The 16,304-nt window shown below is 61.3% G+C and carries 18 protein-coding genes and 1 pseudogene; 4 read left to right on the top strand and 15 right to left on the bottom strand.

The window, feature by feature from the left end; all coding sequences use genetic code 11:
• Nucleotides 1-7: 7 nt before the first annotated feature.
• Nucleotides 8-2,047: a phage terminase large subunit family protein gene (locus tag EAE28_RS21650; protein WP_127110213.1), complete on the bottom strand. Its 2,040-nt coding sequence runs from the start codon at nt 2,045-2,047 to the stop codon at nt 8-10.
• Nucleotides 1,995-2,564: a hypothetical protein gene (locus EAE28_RS21645; protein ID WP_127110211.1), complete on the bottom strand. Its 570-nt coding sequence runs from the start codon at nt 2,562-2,564 to the stop codon at nt 1,995-1,997. The genes EAE28_RS21650 and EAE28_RS21645 overlap by 53 nt, the downstream gene beginning before the upstream one ends.
• Before the next feature lie 117 nt (nt 2,565-2,681).
• Between EAE28_RS21645 and EAE28_RS21640 the strand changes: the two genes are divergently transcribed.
• Nucleotides 2,682-2,885 carry a DUF6900 domain-containing protein gene (locus EAE28_RS21640; protein ID WP_127110209.1) on the top strand — a complete coding sequence of 68 codons (204 nt, stop codon included), beginning with the start codon at nt 2,682-2,684 and terminating at the stop codon, nt 2,883-2,885.
• A gap of 14 nt (nt 2,886-2,899) precedes the next feature.
• Nucleotides 2,900-3,469, top strand: a complete 570-nt coding sequence (locus EAE28_RS21635) for a DUF3489 domain-containing protein (RefSeq protein ID WP_127110207.1) — start codon at nt 2,900-2,902, stop codon at nt 3,467-3,469.
• An 11-nt stretch (nt 3,470-3,480) separates the two neighbouring features.
• On the opposite strand, the gene EAE28_RS21630 is transcribed toward EAE28_RS21635, so the two are convergent.
• The 3 genes from EAE28_RS21630 to EAE28_RS21620 all read right to left on the bottom strand — a co-directional run bounded on the left by EAE28_RS21630 (nt 3,481) and on the right by EAE28_RS21620 (nt 6,618).
• Nucleotides 3,481-3,690 (bottom strand): DUF7220 family protein, encoded by a 210-nt coding sequence (locus EAE28_RS21630; protein ID WP_127110205.1) that lies wholly within the window; start codon nt 3,688-3,690, stop codon nt 3,481-3,483.
• Entirely contained in the window at nt 3,687-4,949 is a 1,263-nt protein-coding gene (locus EAE28_RS21625) for a site-specific DNA-methyltransferase (RefSeq protein ID WP_127110203.1), read from the bottom strand. The genes EAE28_RS21630 and EAE28_RS21625 overlap by 4 nt, the downstream gene beginning before the upstream one ends.
• Nucleotides 4,950-5,529: 580 nt before the next feature.
• On the bottom strand, nt 5,530-6,618 hold the full coding sequence (locus tag EAE28_RS21620) for a hypothetical protein (protein WP_164736737.1): 1,089 nt from the start codon (nt 6,616-6,618) through the stop codon (nt 5,530-5,532).
• A gap of 446 nt (nt 6,619-7,064) precedes the next feature.
• Between EAE28_RS21620 and EAE28_RS21615 the strand changes: the two genes are divergently transcribed.
• Complete coding sequence (locus EAE28_RS21615; protein WP_127110199.1) at nt 7,065-7,538, top strand: hypothetical protein; 474 nt, start codon at nt 7,065-7,067, stop codon at nt 7,536-7,538.
• 295 nt (nt 7,539-7,833) lie between these two features.
• On the opposite strand, the gene EAE28_RS21610 is transcribed toward EAE28_RS21615, so the two are convergent.
• From EAE28_RS21610 to EAE28_RS21575, 8 genes are all read right to left on the bottom strand, one after another.
• Complete coding sequence (locus EAE28_RS21610; protein WP_127110197.1) at nt 7,834-9,654, bottom strand: ABC-three component system protein; 1,821 nt, start codon at nt 9,652-9,654, stop codon at nt 7,834-7,836.
• Nucleotides 9,654-9,899: an ABC-three component system middle component 6 gene (locus EAE28_RS21605; RefSeq protein ID WP_127110195.1), complete on the bottom strand. Its 246-nt coding sequence runs from the start codon at nt 9,897-9,899 to the stop codon at nt 9,654-9,656. The genes EAE28_RS21610 and EAE28_RS21605 overlap by 1 nt, the downstream gene beginning before the upstream one ends.
• The gene (locus EAE28_RS21600; protein WP_164736736.1) at nt 9,896-10,840 is read right to left on the bottom strand and encodes an ABC-three component system protein; all 945 of its coding nucleotides are present in this window, start codon (nt 10,838-10,840) and stop codon (nt 9,896-9,898) included. Before EAE28_RS21600 ends, EAE28_RS21605 begins: the two co-directional genes overlap by 4 nt.
• A 223-nt stretch (nt 10,841-11,063) precedes the next feature.
• Nucleotides 11,064-11,720, bottom strand: a complete 657-nt coding sequence (locus EAE28_RS21595; protein WP_127110191.1) for a hypothetical protein — start codon at nt 11,718-11,720, stop codon at nt 11,064-11,066.
• A complete protein-coding gene (locus tag EAE28_RS21590; protein ID WP_127110189.1) occupies nt 11,717-12,742 on the bottom strand; it encodes a helix-turn-helix domain-containing protein in 1,026 nt (341 codons plus the stop codon). Before EAE28_RS21590 ends, EAE28_RS21595 begins: the two co-directional genes overlap by 4 nt.
• A complete protein-coding gene (locus EAE28_RS21585; RefSeq protein WP_127110187.1) occupies nt 12,739-13,134 on the bottom strand; it encodes a VRR-NUC domain-containing protein in 396 nt (131 codons plus the stop codon). The genes EAE28_RS21590 and EAE28_RS21585 overlap by 4 nt, the downstream gene beginning before the upstream one ends.
• Nucleotides 13,131-13,373, bottom strand: a complete 243-nt coding sequence (locus tag EAE28_RS21580; protein ID WP_127110302.1) for a hypothetical protein — start codon at nt 13,371-13,373, stop codon at nt 13,131-13,133. Before EAE28_RS21580 ends, EAE28_RS21585 begins: the two co-directional genes overlap by 4 nt.
• On the bottom strand, nt 13,373-13,630 hold the full coding sequence (locus EAE28_RS21575; protein ID WP_127110185.1) for a helix-turn-helix transcriptional regulator: 258 nt from the start codon (nt 13,628-13,630) through the stop codon (nt 13,373-13,375). Before EAE28_RS21575 ends, EAE28_RS21580 begins: the two co-directional genes overlap by 1 nt.
• Nucleotides 13,631-14,212: 582 nt before the next feature.
• On the opposite strand from EAE28_RS21575, the gene EAE28_RS21570 reads away from it, so the two are divergent.
• The gene (locus EAE28_RS21570) at nt 14,213-15,478 is read left to right on the top strand and encodes a tyrosine-type recombinase/integrase (RefSeq protein ID WP_127110183.1); all 1,266 of its coding nucleotides are present in this window, start codon (nt 14,213-14,215) and stop codon (nt 15,476-15,478) included.
• Nucleotides 15,479-15,598: 120 nt separating this feature from the next.
• Here the strand turns inward: EAE28_RS21570 and EAE28_RS21565 are convergent.
• Nucleotides 15,599-15,790 (bottom strand): annotated as a pseudogene (locus tag EAE28_RS21565) (YnfA family protein); the annotation flags it as partial.
• Entirely contained in the window at nt 15,787-16,227 is a 441-nt protein-coding gene (locus EAE28_RS21560; RefSeq protein ID WP_127110181.1) for a MerR family transcriptional regulator, read from the bottom strand. The gene EAE28_RS21560 and the pseudogene EAE28_RS21565, both read right to left, overlap by 4 nt.
• Nucleotides 16,228-16,304 lie beyond the last annotated feature (77 nt).

The raw sequence follows: 16,304 nt of genomic DNA, 5'->3' as shown, positions 1-16,304 counted from the left end.
GATCCGGTCAGTCCATGTATCGCGGCGTGCTGATCTTCCAGCCGCGCCGCCGCGGGGTTGCGATGCGCCCGGCTTGAGGTTCGGACGGTTTCTCTGGCTCCGGGTTCGGCGCAACTGCGACGGTCTCCACCCCGGCCTGCTTCTCGAGCTGCCGCCACATCCGCTCGTCAAAACGATCGGCACCGAGAATCCAGGCGGCCGCCCTGGCATAGACGCGGGTGTCGAGCGCCTCGTTGCGCTCGCGCAGCTTTTGCCATTCCTGGCGGGCATAGCCGCGCCGGTCGCGGATTGTGACCAGCTGCTCGCCCACCAGCTGCTTGAGCCATTCGCTGTCGGCCCAGTCAGGCAGGTGGATTGTGCCAGCAGGGAAGGCCACGCCCAGCGCACGATCCTCATCGCTCGGGCGTTCCAACCGCAAATACCGATAGGTCTCGGCCTTGAAGGTGGCGGTGGCCACGGTCCAGAGCCGGGCGCCGCGCTTCAGTTTGCGCCCGTTCACGGTCGCATCGACGAAAGTCGGGCCCGATACCGGCGTCGCCCGGTTGAAGCCCTCGAGCCCTTTGACCGGGGCGACTTGTGCAATGCCCTGCTGGCGCGCCCAGCCATAGACGGCGGCGGATTCGTAGCCGGTGTCGATGGCGAGCTTGGCGAGCGTCATGATCGCGCCGTTCTCGTGCGTCCAGGTCTGCCCCAGGAGCGCGGTCAGGGTGTTCCAGCATTCCGGATCATCCGGCCCACCCGGGATCACGATGTGATCGACGAGCCAGCTTTGCAGACCCCGGCCCCAGGCCCAGACGTCGACCTCAATACGGTCCTTTTGCACATCGACGCCCGCCGTCAGGAACAGCCCGCCGGCAGGGATCTGCGCCGCAAACACCTCGCGACGGTCCGCCAGCCGCTGCCATTCCGGCGCCTCGCCGCTCTCGATCCAGGTCTCGCCCAGCAGCGTGTTGCGCGCGGCGCGCAGCATCTCGTCCGAGCCCTGGGCCGCCAGCCAGTCGCGCGCGATCTGCTCCCAGCTCTTCCAGCCGATCGGCGAGTAGAGCGCCGAGAGGTGGAAGCCCAGCGCCTTGGGGTCGGTTGGAACCGCGGTTGCGCGCCATTCGCCTCGCGCCAGCATTTCGGTCTTGTGGTGCTCGGCGATCGGGCGCTCGCAGCCTTCGCAATGATACGCGGCGGTTTCCGGACGCCCCTTGGCCCAACGCAGGCGCTCGAATTGCAGCCATTGCTGATGACCACAATGTGGGCAGGGCACGAAGTAGCGCTGCTGGTCGCTGGCCTCGAACTCCCGCTCAATGCGCGACAACCCGCGGATCGTCGGTGTCGAGACCATGAACACCTTGCGCCGATGCGCGAAGGTCGTGGTGCGCGCCTCGGCCAGCGTAACCGGATCGCCCTCTTCGTCGGCCGAGGCCGGATAGGCGTCGACCTCGTCGAGAAATACATAGCGCGCCGGCATTGACCGCAGGCCGGTCGCCGAATTGGCACCCGTGAGCACCAGGATACCGCCCGGAAACTCTTTCGACAGCATCGAATTGCCCGCATCGCGCGAGCGGGCAGGGTTCACCCGCTCCCGTAGCGCCGGGCTGTCCTCGATCAGCGGATCGATCCGGCCCCGCGACGAGCGCTTGGCCATCTCGACGGTCGGCAGCACCGCCAGCATTGGCCCCGGCGCGTGGTGGATGACAAAGCCGATCCAATTGTTGCCGGCCTCAGTCGCGCCAACCTGCGCGGCCTTCATGAAGGAGATCCGCTGCGCCGGGTGGCTGGGAGACAGGGTGTCCATGATGGCGCGCAGATACGGTGTGCGCGCCGTGCGATACCGTCCCGGTTCGGCCGAGGCCCGCGAGGACAGCCACCGGTTCTGATCCGCCCATTCCGACACCGTCAGGTCCGGATCCGGCCGCATGCCGCGGCGCCAGGCGCGCAGGATGTCTTCGGCCCCGTCAAAGCCGAGGTCGAGGCCTTCTGTCAGATCAGGGTCAGAATCTCCGTCATGCAAGCGAGACCCGGAGGTCTGCCAGGGCGTCGAGTTGCTCTCGGACATGGGTTTCCAGCACCCTCTGCAGGATCGCAGTCTCGAGTGTCACGGGTGCGCCTGAGGCCTTCTCCATCTCTGCGGACAGCTGCGCCGCCATCAGCGCCGCCACGCGGGTGGGCCAGGTGACCCAGACGTCGCGTTCCTGGCGCGCAAGGCGAAACACCAGCGTTTCCGCCCGCGCCCGATCAACCAGCACGCCCTTCTTCTTCTGGATCGACAGCTGGCGTTCTTGCGCCTGGTAGACGGTTAGCGCGGTGCGGGCTTTGAGGTAGGACGAGGTCTCGCCGGGGCCCGAGACGTTGTTGCCGCCAAGGCCAAGGCTATCGCTGCTGCTGCCCAATCCACCCCGCGACCGGATCTGCTGATCCGGATCGGTCATCGCACCACGACGGGCATCCGAGGCGGCCGCGTTGATCGACCCGTCCGCAAACAGCACCAAGCGGCCGTTCCTACGGGCCTTCTGCACCGCCCCGCGCGAGAGCCCGGAATGGGCAGCGTAGGCCCGTTCGCTCATTCCCTCCATGGCGCGGACCGTTCCTATTAAAGCAATGATATTGCTTGGTATTGAGTTGATTGATGTCGGCCAAAGAGCGATTCTGATTGTACCAGAACGAAACAACTCAGCCCGGGAGACGACACCATGACCACCAAGAACGCAGCCGCCACCGCCACCGCCGCCACACAAGCCCTGCTGCAAGAAATCGCCGCCAGGCATCTCTTCCTGGAGACACTGGACACCCGCAACGCTGACAGCCTCGACTTCCATGATGTTGCGGTCTGGTCGATCCGCGCCGCGCTCGAAGCCGCATTTGCCGCGGGCCAAGCTGCCTCGCGCGCACCCTGAGCCCGGAGGCCAAGATGACCAAACTCACCCAAACCCAGACCACCATCCTCAGCCGCGCCGCAGCCCGCCCGGGCGCTCTGGCCCTGCCGCTGCCCGAGCGGTTGGCCGGTGCCGCCGCCAACATGGCTGTTGCCCGGATGATTGAGCTCGGCTGGCTCGAGGAAGTCGACGCTGACATCAGATGCCGCGAGCCGCTCTGGCGCGAGACTGGCGATGGCCATGGCACCACGCTGATCGCCACCGAGGCCGGGCTCGCAGCCATCGGGATCGAGCCGGTCGTCCTGAAGGCCGTGGCCGGATTACGCGGGGCGAAGTCGGCACAAGAGCGGGAGCCGACCTCGACCAGCATCGCCGACGCTCCAAAGCCCGCAGCCATCCGTACCGGCACCAAGCAGGCGCAGATCATCGCGCTCCTGCAGCGTCCCGAAGGTGCGGCCATCGCCGAGATCGCTGCCGAGACGGGCTGGCAGGCTCACTCCGTGCGCGGCGCCATCTCCGGAGCGCTGAAGAAGAAGCTGGGTCTGCCAATCACGTCGGAGAAGGTTGAGGGGCGAGGCACAGTCTACAAACTCGACGACGCCTGAGCATTTAGACGTCAACGCCACCGCTCGAACAATCGGCGCAGTGTGGACGTGCGCAGAAGCGATATCCCGGTGAACAGCGCGCCGATGGCAAGGTTCTCGCCGAGGCTGGGATACAGGCCGAACCACGGGAACACCACGATTTGCGTGACGACGGCTAGTACATAACCCACCGTGACATTGGTGGCAGCCTCGACCAGTGACATGGGGCGGGACTGGCTCATGCCGCGAGCCGCTTGGCCTTGAGCGCCGCGAACCTCTCGCCGGTTTCCACCAGCACGGGCTCTTTGCCGGTGAAGGATTGCCAGCGCTCGACGGCCACATCGACATAGGCTGGGTTCAGTTCGACCCCGAAACAGACCCGGCCCGTGGTTTCGGCTGCGATCAGTGTTGTGCCGGATCCCATGAACGGCTCGTAGACGGCCTGACCGGGGCTGGAGTTGTTCAGGATCGGGCGGCGCATGCATTCGACTGGCTTTTGCGTCCCATGCACGGTGTCAGCATCCTGATCGCGGTTGGCGATCTGCCAGAGCGTCGTCTGCTTGCGATCCCCCGCCCAGTGACCCTTGCCCTTTGTGCGCACCGCATACCAGCAAGGCTCGTGTTGCCAGTGATAATCGCCGCGGCTCAGCACCAGCCTGTCCTTGGCCCAGATGATCTGTGACCGGATGGCGAAGCCCGCGGCGGTCAGACTTTCTGCTACCGTCGTGGCGTGCAGCGCGCCGTGCCAGACATAAGCGACATCGCCCGGGAACAGCACCCAGGCCTCGCGCCAGTCGGCCCGGTCATCGTTCAGAACTTTCCCGGTGCGCTTGGTTTTGGCAGCACCGGCCTGGTTGCGCCAGGCCGGATCATACTCGACTCCATAAGGTGGGTCCGTCACCATCAGCATCGGCTTCACGTCCCCGAGCAGCTTGCCGACCACGTCGGCCGCGGTGCTATCGCCGCAGATCAGCCGGTGCGCGCCTAGCTGCCAGAGATCGCCGGGCATCGACACTGGCGTGGCGGGCAACTCCGGCACCTCGTCCTCGCCTTCGATCGGACCGTCACCGCCCAGCGCCTCGGGGTCACGCAGCAGGGCGTCGAGATCCTCGTCGCTCATGCCGAGCAATGACAGATCAAAATCCTCAGCCATCAACCCCGCGATCTCGTCACGCAACATTGCATCGTCCCAGTCGCCGAGTTCCGTCAGCTTGTTGTCGGCAATCCGGTAGGCCCGTCGTTCGGCCTCATCGAGGTGACCGAGCCGGATCACCGGAACTTCGGTAAGCCCGAGCATCGTCGCGGCCAGCACGCGGCCGTGTCCGGCGATCAGTTCGCCGTCGCCGGCCACCAAGCAGGGCACCGTCCAGCCGAACTTCGCCATGCTGGCGGCGATCTTTGCTACCTGGTCGTCGCCGTGCATCTTGGCATTGCGGGCATAGGGGCGCAGCCGATCGATGGACCACGTCTCGATCTGGCTCGGCGCGAAGACGAGGTCCATGGGGCGGTTCTCTGTGAGGTGAAAGGTGGCCGGCACTACGCTGCGCCGGCACGGCGAGCGCTTAAACCACGGTCCACAATGTCGGGAAAACAAAAGCGCCCGCGAGGGGGTTCCTCCGGGCGCAACTCTTCGATGATCAAGGGATAGGTCAAGGGGGGCAGCTTTGTCAAACCATTTTTGTACTTTGAATCAACGCCTTCCGGGGATGCCGCAAAGCCCGCTCAGCGAGGTGGCCTGCGGCCGTGGCTTCTGGCCAGGGTGGCTTCCCGAAAGTGGCTTGGGTGGATTCCGCGTGGGAATCCACCTTGGCCACCGCATGGTTGCGCAAGCGTTTGATTTTGAGTCAGAATTTCGCGCGGTGCCCGCGAGGTGGATTCCAAGTGGATTCCCCGGTGAAAAAGCCAGTCGCTAGAAAACGCCCGCGCTGCGCCCCCCCGCATACCTTCGGGGCCGGGGAGGAACCATCCCAGGGGGGACGACGTGCTCGGCCCTTAGCCCGCCTGTGGACGTGGCTAAGCGACAAGACTGGCTGACGCCGGTTCGGTGATGTCCCGCCACCAACCCCAACGCTCGCTGCCAATCAGACAACATCGGCGGCAATCGGGCGGAACAGATCGATTGGGCCCAGTACATGGCCGTCCGGGAGATAGCTCGCGCCGCTGAACCCAGTAATCCGGCGCTCGATGCGCGGGAGATCGTTGATCGTCATCGGCCCGTTTCGCGCGGCGCCGACAAGGTGTCGAAAGGTCTTCTCCTCGATGCCGATGAAAGTGCCTGAACTCTGATCGAGTCTGAAGGGATCGTTCGGCACGGCGACCAGCTTTCCGTCGTCGAACTTGAAGGGCAGAACGCCCTCGGGATCGGTTGGGAAATAGCCTCCGACGAACCGTAGTCCCTTCAGCGTTGGCAGCAGACATTCCCACAGAACGATCTGGAAGCTCAGGTCGTCAGCGATCGTCGTACCTGTCGCAAGCGCGGCCGAGAGGACGGGCTGACGGATCTTCGCAAGGCTCGGCGCATAATGGAGGGAGCGGACCGCGGCCGCGAACCCGCCGCTTTCATCGAAAAAGGGACGCTCGCCCGGGGTCTGCGGATCCTCCGCGGAGAGGGTAGTGAAGATGGCGGGGCTATGGGTGTGGACTGCCCATCGCATCGCGACGATGTAACCCTTCACGCTCATCGCGTTTCCGGACCGATCAAGAACGCGCACCCGGTTGAACTGATTGCGCCACGTCGCGAATTTCTTAGCCTTGAAACCGACCGCCTCGATCGTGCCCTTCGCCTCTGCGAGCGACACCTGGCCTGTCGGCTCCACGCAGAAATAATCGGGGGCGTCTCCATCGGTGCCCGGATTGCATTCGACCGTCACGCCATGCGCCCAGGAAAGCGCGCCGTGATTGCGAACGTCATCGATCCGGGCGACGTGCGTGATGTCGAGGTGCTCGGACAGGAACCAGCGACAGAAGGCTTCGCCGAGCTCGTTCGAGTTGTTTTGCTTCTTCGTTTTGTTGGCGCCGAGGCCGTTCGGCTGGAACCGAAATGCGGTGCATGGCTCCAGATATCGAACGTGCTCGAACTGGGCGGGGTTAGGGTTCGGCGGGGCCTTGTCGTAGCTCTGCAGATAATAATGGTGATACAAGTCGGCTAGATCGACCATGATTTCCGGCACTGGACTTCCCGGCTTTGCTGGATTTTGGAGTGAAGCCGGCACGGCCGGAAACTTGTTAAGCGCTACTCTCACCGATTTCTGCATGCATCCCCCAAGGCGTTTCCCGGCCGACGTCGGACAGCGGCAACCCGTTGCCGATTCCAATATGAACCCGACCCTTTCTCCGTGGCAATACTCGGCCGCGGGAAACCACCCTCAATGACCGATTCTTGACTGCTATTCCGGTATTGCCGCGGTTGCAATGCGGCGCTGCGGTCAGGCCGCTTTCCGCCGTTTGTGTCGATCATGGCTATCTTAATTTGATCGGCCGACAGCTGCCTTCGGCTGCACCGCAATGTACTGCGTTGCAGAACACGATCACAGACATTCGTCTAAATCCTGGGAACACCGTGACTTAATCAGAAAGAATATATACGATTCGACATTATATTTTTATGAGGTACAGGATGAAGCTTGAAGAATATTATCGGCCTCGGCTGTCTGAAGCAGGCTACGATCTGTTGGCTGTCTTCAGTCGATTTGAATATGCGATGAAGAAGGGTGGGTTTCGCCGAGTGAACTCACCTGACGCCGCTTGGCAAACCTTTGCGGAGCATCTGCCGCAGAATTTCTTTCAAAAGATGCGACAGTCCGACCAAGCCCAAATCTATTTTGAGGCACCCCCAGATTACCTCGTTACAACAGCTGATGATGGCGTGGACTGGTCGGGGACGCCACTCGTTCCTAACGATGCGGCAAGCCTATTTCAAAGCATTAAGACGGCACGAAATAACTTGTTTCATGGGGACAAGAAACATGACAGCGACCGAGACACCCGACTAATGGAAGCTGCGCTGTTCGTGCTGAATGAAGCCTACAAGGAAGCGGAGGGTAGTGAAGTGTTCCATAGGTTTCTGAACGCTATGGAGTTTGGGCTTTAACACTCGGCCCATAGCAGACTGTCGTGCCGCAGCGCAGGAATCACCGAACTAGCCATCCGAGCCCCGCGCAGCGTAGGACGGCAGGAGCCTCTACCCGGACTTTCGTTCAGGGTGCAACTCGAGACAGGATACTGGCGCGAAGGCGGAGACCCGACCATCGCAGAATAGACGGCGAATGGCCGAATTGGATCCTTGTCGACCGCCGACAACTGGTTCCTAAAATTCAAATCTTGTTGTTCGCCTCTTCAATCGGATTGGGACCGGCTCAAATGTTGATCGTGTTGCGAATGAATTTTTATTTGCGGATTGACGTATCAGCTTGCCCCTCAAGATCGAAACGAAAGCCAAAAAGCCCCCCTGTCTCATCGTCTGTCAACTTCACTACGTTGACGAATGGCAACAACGATATGTCGCTAAGTGAATCCGCGCTCCTAAATTCGTCGCTATTGAGCGCAACGATGTACTGGCCGGAGACGGCGTTTGCGACCTTATCGCCATAGACCAACGCTTGGCTGACCTGACGGGAATCGACACCATCGAACAAGTGGCTGTCGTGGATGATGAGGCGAGGGCCATAACGAAAACGCTCAGCCGTGATGCACAATAGTGCTGTATCGAAGCAAAAGATTTTCATCATATCGATGCCACCCTTATTGCCGCCGCCTTGTATATCTATGCGGATTTGCGGCCCTAATCTCGAAGGCGCAATGATCAGGTTTCCGGTGCGGTCATCGTAGAGTTCAGAAATCGCTTGATCGACCAAAACCGTCGCGCGTTTAATCGAGCTATCTGAGTCAGCGAGACTTTGCTGCAGTTTAAGTTCGAGCTCGGCACTTTCGGCTTTGAGCTGAACGCGATTATTTTCAAGGACAGCAGCGTGTTGAAGTTTGCTGCGAAGCATCTCGGCACGCGCGGAGTATTTACCCAATTCCTCCTGGAGACGAACTAGATCATCGAAGGCGCCTTTTCCGGCCAGCGACCGAAGGATGTCTGATCGCTCTTTCCCCTCATCATCAAGGTCTTTGGACAGGATATCGCGGCGCTCACGAATCTCGTTGATTTGCTCGTAAAGATATTGCTGCCGATTGGCGGTCACCGAGGCTTGAAATGCTTTGACGTCTTCAAACCGGCGCATCGCGACATTGGGGAGCTCGACGCCGACCATCTGGTACAGGCGCTCAATATCGGTATAGGCTGGTGGGGACTCTTGAGCCACCGATTTGGCAAGATAGTCGAGCGCCGAGTTCGCTTCGGAAAGCTCAAGGGTAATCTCGTTAAGGCGATCCTTGAGCTTGCTGGCCTGAAGGGCGAGCTTTCGATAGCTCTCGTGCACCACAAAATTATCTACCTGCAACCGAAGGGCGGTCATTTGCTTTTCGACACGTGCTAGCTCAGGCCGAATCTGCGCTGTTGCGCCGAAAATATCGCCGAGTTCGCCGTTATTGATGGCCTTTTTCAAGGCGGCGACAACCTTTTTGCGGTCGCGCATGTCCTGAAACTGCCGCGCAACGTGCCAGTTGAGCCCCAAGAGATACGACAGAGATACTTGCCAACTGCCCGGCTGTTGCTCCTTCGTGTTCTTCTCGATCGTTTCGAAGCCACCCGCCTTCCGTCGTCGCACAAAATAACCGATGAGTTGGCGAAAGCTAGGCGCGCCTTTGCCTGAAAACTCGGTGTCATCGCGATTGATGGGCAGATCGAACCAATACGATCCAATTATCGATTTCCAAGTTTCGATTGATACAGGCGTCTGGGTCTGCGCATCATCGAAAAGGGAGACTGGGACGGTGATGCCTAAGGCTTCAGCATCGTCAATACTAAGTTGGACAATATTGTCGTCAGCACCTTTGCGCGTCGCGGTAACCCAACGGTCCCCGAGCAAAATTTCGATCGAAAAACTTTGCTCGATAAGGGCATCGTGCTTGAACAATGTTTTCTTTGCGGCCTCACCGCCGAGTACGAAGTTTATGATCTCGACAAGACTGGTCTTGCCTGCCGAATTCCGAGTGTGACGATCCGTCGATGCTTCGGCGACATCCGCAAGCACGATGTTCAGCCCTGAACCGAAGGTGATCGGTTTGAAACTAGCTAGAGAACTGCTGACGGTCCGAATCATCAGTTAACTTTCTTGATCAATAATTCGCCGCGCATGTCGATGGCGCTGATGGTATATAGCAGAGTGAGTGCCAGCAAAAACCAGTCGAAGGGCAGAGGCGACTTATCCTCACGCTTCGACCGCAGCACACGCACCTCGTCCCAGAGCACCGACACCGTGGATGTCTCACCCATCACCGTGAGAATTTCCCCGCCGACGGATAGCAACGCGCGGTCGGGCTTGAGGTGTTTTCCCGGCAGGATCATGCGACCGCCTCCGCCACCGGGCTGTCCTCGAAAATTGTGCACTTTTCGAAGAAATGCGCGAGCAGACTCCATATTACCGCATCCAGAGCAGCCGTCAGGGCCGTGGTGTTGGCGACAAACTCCCATAACTGAAACATGATGTCATCAGGGTCGAGCGATTGCGCCTTAAGATCGAAATACTTGTCATTGAGGACGGCGGCGACGGCACCCTCGAACAGCGGATCCTGATGGTCTTGGAGGAGTTTCGACACCCAATCAGCATTCTGCAGCCCTTGCACGATCCGGCCCTGCGCGTGGTCGGAAAGCCCGTTGAAACGCAATTTCTGCGCCGGGACCTTTACCGGCTCATCGTCAGTTGGCACCGAAGCGCTATCATTCGCCAGTAAGGTGTCGACGACCTTCAACAGCACATCGGGTTGGAGCGCGCGAAAATCTTCGTCGCTGGCAGCGTCGCCAACCAGTTCCTCAATCGCAGCATCATCCAAACTGAATAACGTGGCTTCGAACTGCTCCCTGCCAAATAGGCTCATATCGATGCCTGGATGTTGATTGCGCAGGCCCAGAATCTTCTGGACAATTTGTGCCGGTGGCTCGACGTAGTTGTGAACGAATTTCCACCCTTTTAGGTTTGGCCATTCCTTCTTAGCTCCGAGAAAGTCGCTTTCGACCTTTGCAACAGCCGTCCTCATAGAGGCTTCGGTCGCGCTCGCCCCCGCGTTCACTGGTCCGTAACACGCGAAAATCGTCAACGGACTATCGAGAAGGCCGTCACATTGCAGATCGCCACGCGAATAGTCGGTGCCGACCGACTGGAAATTATCGCCGTGCACCTTCGTCATGAGCAGTGCTAGGAACTCTTGAAGTCGCGTTCCCTTCGCCCGTCGCAGCTTGAGTTCCAATGCTGCCTTAATCGCTTTCTTTCGGGAGGGAGATCGCGCCACGCCAGCTTCCTATTTTTCCTTGGGTATGCAAATCTCTTCTTATTTCTTATCATCCACTTAACGCCCCTCGAACGCAATCAAATAGCGCAAGATTCGCTGAAATCTGGTTTCGCCAGCGTACTTCTGCGGCTAGAAGTCGGTGCGGCGAATGGCTGCTTCTGCGGTGAGTTGCATTTGCGAGGATGCAACTTCGCAGTCGGCTCTGCGCACCTCTGTGACGCTTTCAATCGGCTTTCCATGGACGCACCTTCGGCATCGCCGTGGTCACCTCGACCTCTCTCAGCATGCCGCCGACCACCAGCCCATCCTGTATCCAGCCCAACGCCTGCCACCAATCCCCATATCCCCGCCGAGCGGACGCAATCTGCTCCGGGTGCGGCCGCCAGGTGACCGGACAGGCCAAAACCTCTACCGATCGCCATTTGCCGCGGGTCAGCACGCGTTCGGTGCCGACCACCACCGTGGTCGACCGCTCGCCGTGTTGGTTGCGCTTGGTCTCAACCGGCACACAGCGCGGCACGACGCCGGGCATCCAGTCGGGCGTTATCCCCGCGCGCGCAAGTTCGGCCACGCTGATCGCCATGCGGACGCCGCCGAGGCTGTTAGGCATCCCCGCGACTGTGGCGGCGATCACGTCCGCATCTGGATGGGTGTAACTGCCCATCTTGTATTGGCCGCCATCGACCTTGCAGCCCAGCGCCGCACGCTGCAGCAGGACATATTCCAGACCGAAGCCGAAGCCTTCTTCCGGCACGTCCTTGCGAGGCGGCAGTTCCAGCTGTGCTTTCTCGATCCGGAACGCCCATTCCAGTGCCGCCTGCACGCTCAGCGCACGTTTGACACGTGCGCCGCGATTGTTGATGGGTCGGTGCATCGTCATTGCACACCCCGCATCCGGAGCCGTTCTGGGGTGACCAGCCCTCGCACCAGCATTGCGTTGCGGGTGGTGTTGCTGATCATGCTGACCGGTAGGTAACGGTCGGAGTTCACCAGATCGGCGTAGAAGGCGGCCAGATCGTCGGCGCTTGCTCGCGGCGTCAAATTGCCCTTGCGGGTGGCCTTGGGCTTGAGCGGCTTCGCTAGGCCTGCCGCAGCCTGTGCGTCGCGCTGGGCGGCGCGTTCCATGAAACGATCCAGCGCCTTGGGGCCATCGGGCGGGTTGGGGTGATCGCGGCGAGTTTCCGTGGCGGTCTCGAGGATCCGCGCTTCAGACAACCCGAGATCATCAATCCAGCGGTGAACGTGCACCCTTGCTGGCCATCCCTGCCACCAAGCGGGCAGGGTGGCGTTGGCTTTGAGGCCCAGCGCCGTCAGCAGCTCTGCAAAGAACCGATCAAACTCGATCTCGCGCGCCTGCGCGTCCTCCTCCTCCTTTACTGGTTTCCTTAAAGGTTCTCTTACAAGGTTAGTGTCCGGATTTCGGACACGGCTTTGGTCATTTTCCGGACACGGCTCCGGGCAAAATCCGGACACGGCTTGCCCGTCGATCCCGTGTGTGAATTCCGGACACGGCTCGACCGGAAGAGTGGGTATGGGGTCGATTTCAGGGGCCGTTTCTACATCAAGGCCGCGTGCCGACCCCCCGTGTCCGATTTCCGGACATGGAACCACATCAGCCGGTGTGAAGCCCGGCTCAAAGCCCAGAATGTAGCGGGTGGGCAACTGCCGTTTGGTCACCGGATCAATGCGCGGGATGCGGCGTAAGAGACCCGCGGCTTCAAGTTGGGCGATATGGTCGTTCAGCGTCGAGCGGCTGATCTCGCAATCATGGGCCAGCCGCACCTGTGAGGGGAAGCAGCCGTAATCCGGGTTGAACCGGTCGCAGAGGTGCCAGAGCACAATCTTGGTGGTGGGTTTCAACCCGCGCTGCTTGATGGCCCAATTGGTGGCGTCATGGCTCATGACGGGGACCTCCGCACGGGTGGCACAATGCGCGTTGTAAAACCGTGATCGGCCAGAGCGCCGAGCGCGTCGTCGAGGCTGCGCACCAGGGCCCAGCCAAAACCTTGCGCCAGCACGGCATCGCGAAACGCCTCCTGCGTTGGGCGCAGGCGACCTTTCGGGGCCTTCAGCTCGAGAAACAGGATGCGCCCGTCGCAGAGGACCATCAAATCGGCAGAGCCTGCATGAACGCCCATGCCGTTGAGGATGGCCTGTCGCTTAGCGCCACGGGGGCTAGGCTCGGTCACCTCGTTGGCGCAGTGATGAATGATTGCTGTGCGGGGCAGGGCGAGGCGCAGGGCCTGCACCACGGCGCGTTGCAGATCAGCCTCGGGAGTGGCGCGCCGGTTCATGGCTCAGCCCTCCCGTCGTCATCCTGGCGCTGGGCTCGGCGCAGCGGCCGCCGTGCGTCGATCACCACCAGGAGAATGCGAGCGTGTTTGCGCTCGGCGGACGTTTCGCCGTGTGTGATGAGGACATGGCAAGCGAGCCGGATCAGGTGATCGGAATGATGGGCGACATCGGCGATGACGGCGCGCGCTTCGGCCAGACGGTCGGCGGGCCAGACGGCTTGATGGGGCAGGGCGTGCATCAACGGCGCCCTCCCGCACGACGGCGCCGCGGCGCATTCAGTTCCTGCTCTTCCAGCCATTGCTCGACCGCAGTGCGGCGGTAATAGACTTTGCGCCCGGCGCGGATGCAGGGCGGACCCGTCCGCTGCGCCTCCCAGCGGCGCAATGTGTCGACCGACAGGCCGAATTCCAGCGCGAGGTCTATGCGACTGATCCAGCCGACCAGAAGCGTGCGGGGTTTTTCTTGCGGGTCTGGCATCGATCCGAGATGCGGCATGTGGGTCTCCCTGTCCTGGCCCCGTGACGGTTGATGTCGGGGGGCGTTTGCAGAGACCAGTGAGCGCAGAGGGGCAGGGGTGGCGGGAAGGCGGAGGGTGGCGCAAAGGACGCGGCCTTTGTGCCACCCCATATTTTATTGGGAATCTCGCATCAAAGAGGGAGGGCGCGGCTATGGCGTCGGGGGCGGTCCTGCGGTCGGCAATTGCGCCAAAACTGCATACACCTGCGAACAGCCGGATTTACAGGGGATTGACCGGCATTGGCGGGCAAAGAGGGGGTGGCACCCGGCACGCCACCGCGCCACCCCCTGAATTTATTGGGAATTTACAACCCTGATGCGGTCAGGCGCGCTGATTTCAGCTCTTTTGGCACTGAGTCGCGGGAAATCGGGACCAAGTATCGAGTTGGCTGTCGCCCGCGTCCACTCCCTCCAGTGCTGAAACGCCTGTAAAACAAGGGGTGGCACAAAGGCCGCGACCTTTGCGCCACTCTCTGCCTCCCCGCCACCCACGTCGCCATGCTTGCCTTGCAGTCTAGGCGAAACCACGCCTCATGTCGGATGCAAGACAGGACGGAACCCATGCCCGAGCGCCAAAAGTTGACCGAGAAACTGCTCCGCGAGGTCGAACCCGTCGCCGGGCGAGACTACCAGATTTTTGACACGGACCTGCGCGGGTTCGCTGTCTGCATCTACCGCGGCGGTGGCCGGGCCTTCACGCTCGACTACCGTCATGCCGGACGACAGCGCCGGATGACCTTTGGGCGCTGGCCGGAATGGTCAGTGTCAGCGGCGCGCGAGCGGGCCAAGGAACTCCGCCGTGAGATCGATGCCGGCGCTGACCCGTTGGCCCAACGCGGAGCGTTGCGCGAAGCCCCTCGCGTGAACGATCTCATTGAGCGCTACTGCGCCCAGCATCTGCCGAAACTGGCCGAACGCAATGCGGCCGATCAACGATCCGCGTTGTCAAAGATGGTGGCCCCGGTCTGGGGGAGAAAGCTGGTGACGGAGATCACGTCGACCGATGTCGACAAGCTTTTGAACAAAGTGGCCGAAGGCCGGGCGCGGCCCCATAAGGACAAGCCCAACAACCGGGCGCGCAAGTTGCAGGGGGCGAAGGCCACGCCGGTTCGCGCCAACCGCATCGGGGAAATTCTGCGCAAGATGTTTACGCTGGCGATGGAATGGGGCTGGTGCGAGGACAATCCTGCCCAGCGCTTCCATCGCCGTATAGAAACCCCGCGTGAGAGATTCCTGTCCAAGGAGGAAATCGCCAGCCTTGCCGCCGCCCTGGATGCCGCCGAGGACCGGCGCGCGGCGGATATCATCCGGATGTGTATGTTGACGGGGGCGCGGCTGGGCGAGGCGCGGCAGGCGCGGTTCGAGCAGTTTAACCTCGAGCACCTGAGTTGGTCGAAGCCGCCGACCATGACCAAACAGCGCCGCGTGCATCGTGTGCCGATCTCTGATGAGACTGCCGCCATTGTGCGTCAGCGCCAGCTTTTAGTGCTGAGCGGCACGCCGTGGCTCTTCCCGGGTGACACGCCGGGCCAGCCGGTTCAGGAAGTGCGCCGGTTCTGGGCGCAGATCCAAAAGCAGACCGGGTTGCAGGACGTGCACATCCACGATCTGCGCCATACGTTCGCATCGCTGCTGGTGAGTGGTGGGGCGTCGCTGGAAATGATCGGCAAGCTCTTGGGTCATAGCCAGACGCAGACCACTTTGCGTTACGCACACTTGATGGACTCGCCATTGCGGGCGGGTGTTGACGCCGTGGCCAGTGCGTTCCGACCGAAGCCCCGACTGGTTCATGATGCGGAGGCGCGGGGCGACAGGCATTCCGCGTGATCCGGCCCAGCGTGCTGCGACCAGCGCGTTGGGCCCAGCGCGGGACTTGTTCATCATGCTTCTTCCCGTCGAAGTGCCTTCCACACCGGCGTGATCCGCCGCCGGATGGTGCGGCTAAGCGGCATAGGCACGTCCGGCGAGATCCGAAGGGGCAAGCGTCAGGAGCCAGGCGAAGGCTGCAAGACTGGCCAGACCGGGAATGAGCCACAGCGCGCTTGCGCCGAGCCGCATCCAGCTCCACACCGCGAAGCAACCGGCGATTTCGGTCAGTGCAGCGACAGCGTAGACTGCGAGGGTTCCTGGCAACGTCATGACGTCTCATCGCCTCTTGGATGGCGATGGTCGGTCGCACACAAGGAATGGTCGCCAAGGATCTCAATGACCCGGCAATCGGCGATCCGCCCGCCCGCGCATTGCACAATCATGCGCTCCAACTCCCCCTTCAGGGCCGTTAGCCGAGCAAGGCGGCTTTCCACCTCGAGCAATTGCGCCTTGGCGATGGCATCTGCGGCGGCGCAGGGCTGGTCGGGATTGTCCGACAGGCTGAGCAGGTCACGGATCGCCTCGAGCGTGAAGCCGAGGTCACGCGCATGCCGGATGAAGGCCAGCCGTTCCAATGCCTTCTGGCCATAAAGCCGCTGATTGCCCGAACTGCGTTCCGCCTCTGGTAAGAGCCCGATCTGTTCATAGTAACGGATGGTCGGAACCTTCACCCCGGCACTTGCACCCAACTTTCCGATGGTCAGCATCAATTTCCCCTTGAAGCTATAGTTACTAGAGACATTAGATATCTGATTCGATGAAGGCAATGACCCGTTGAAGAGGA

Source organism: Pararhodobacter zhoushanensis (genome assembly GCF_003990445.1).
Classification (GTDB): Bacteria; Pseudomonadota; Alphaproteobacteria; order Rhodobacterales; family Rhodobacteraceae; genus Pararhodobacter; species Pararhodobacter zhoushanensis.
The sequence above is the reverse complement of the archived record's forward strand: the minus strand, read 5'-3'. Positions and strand labels throughout refer to the sequence as shown.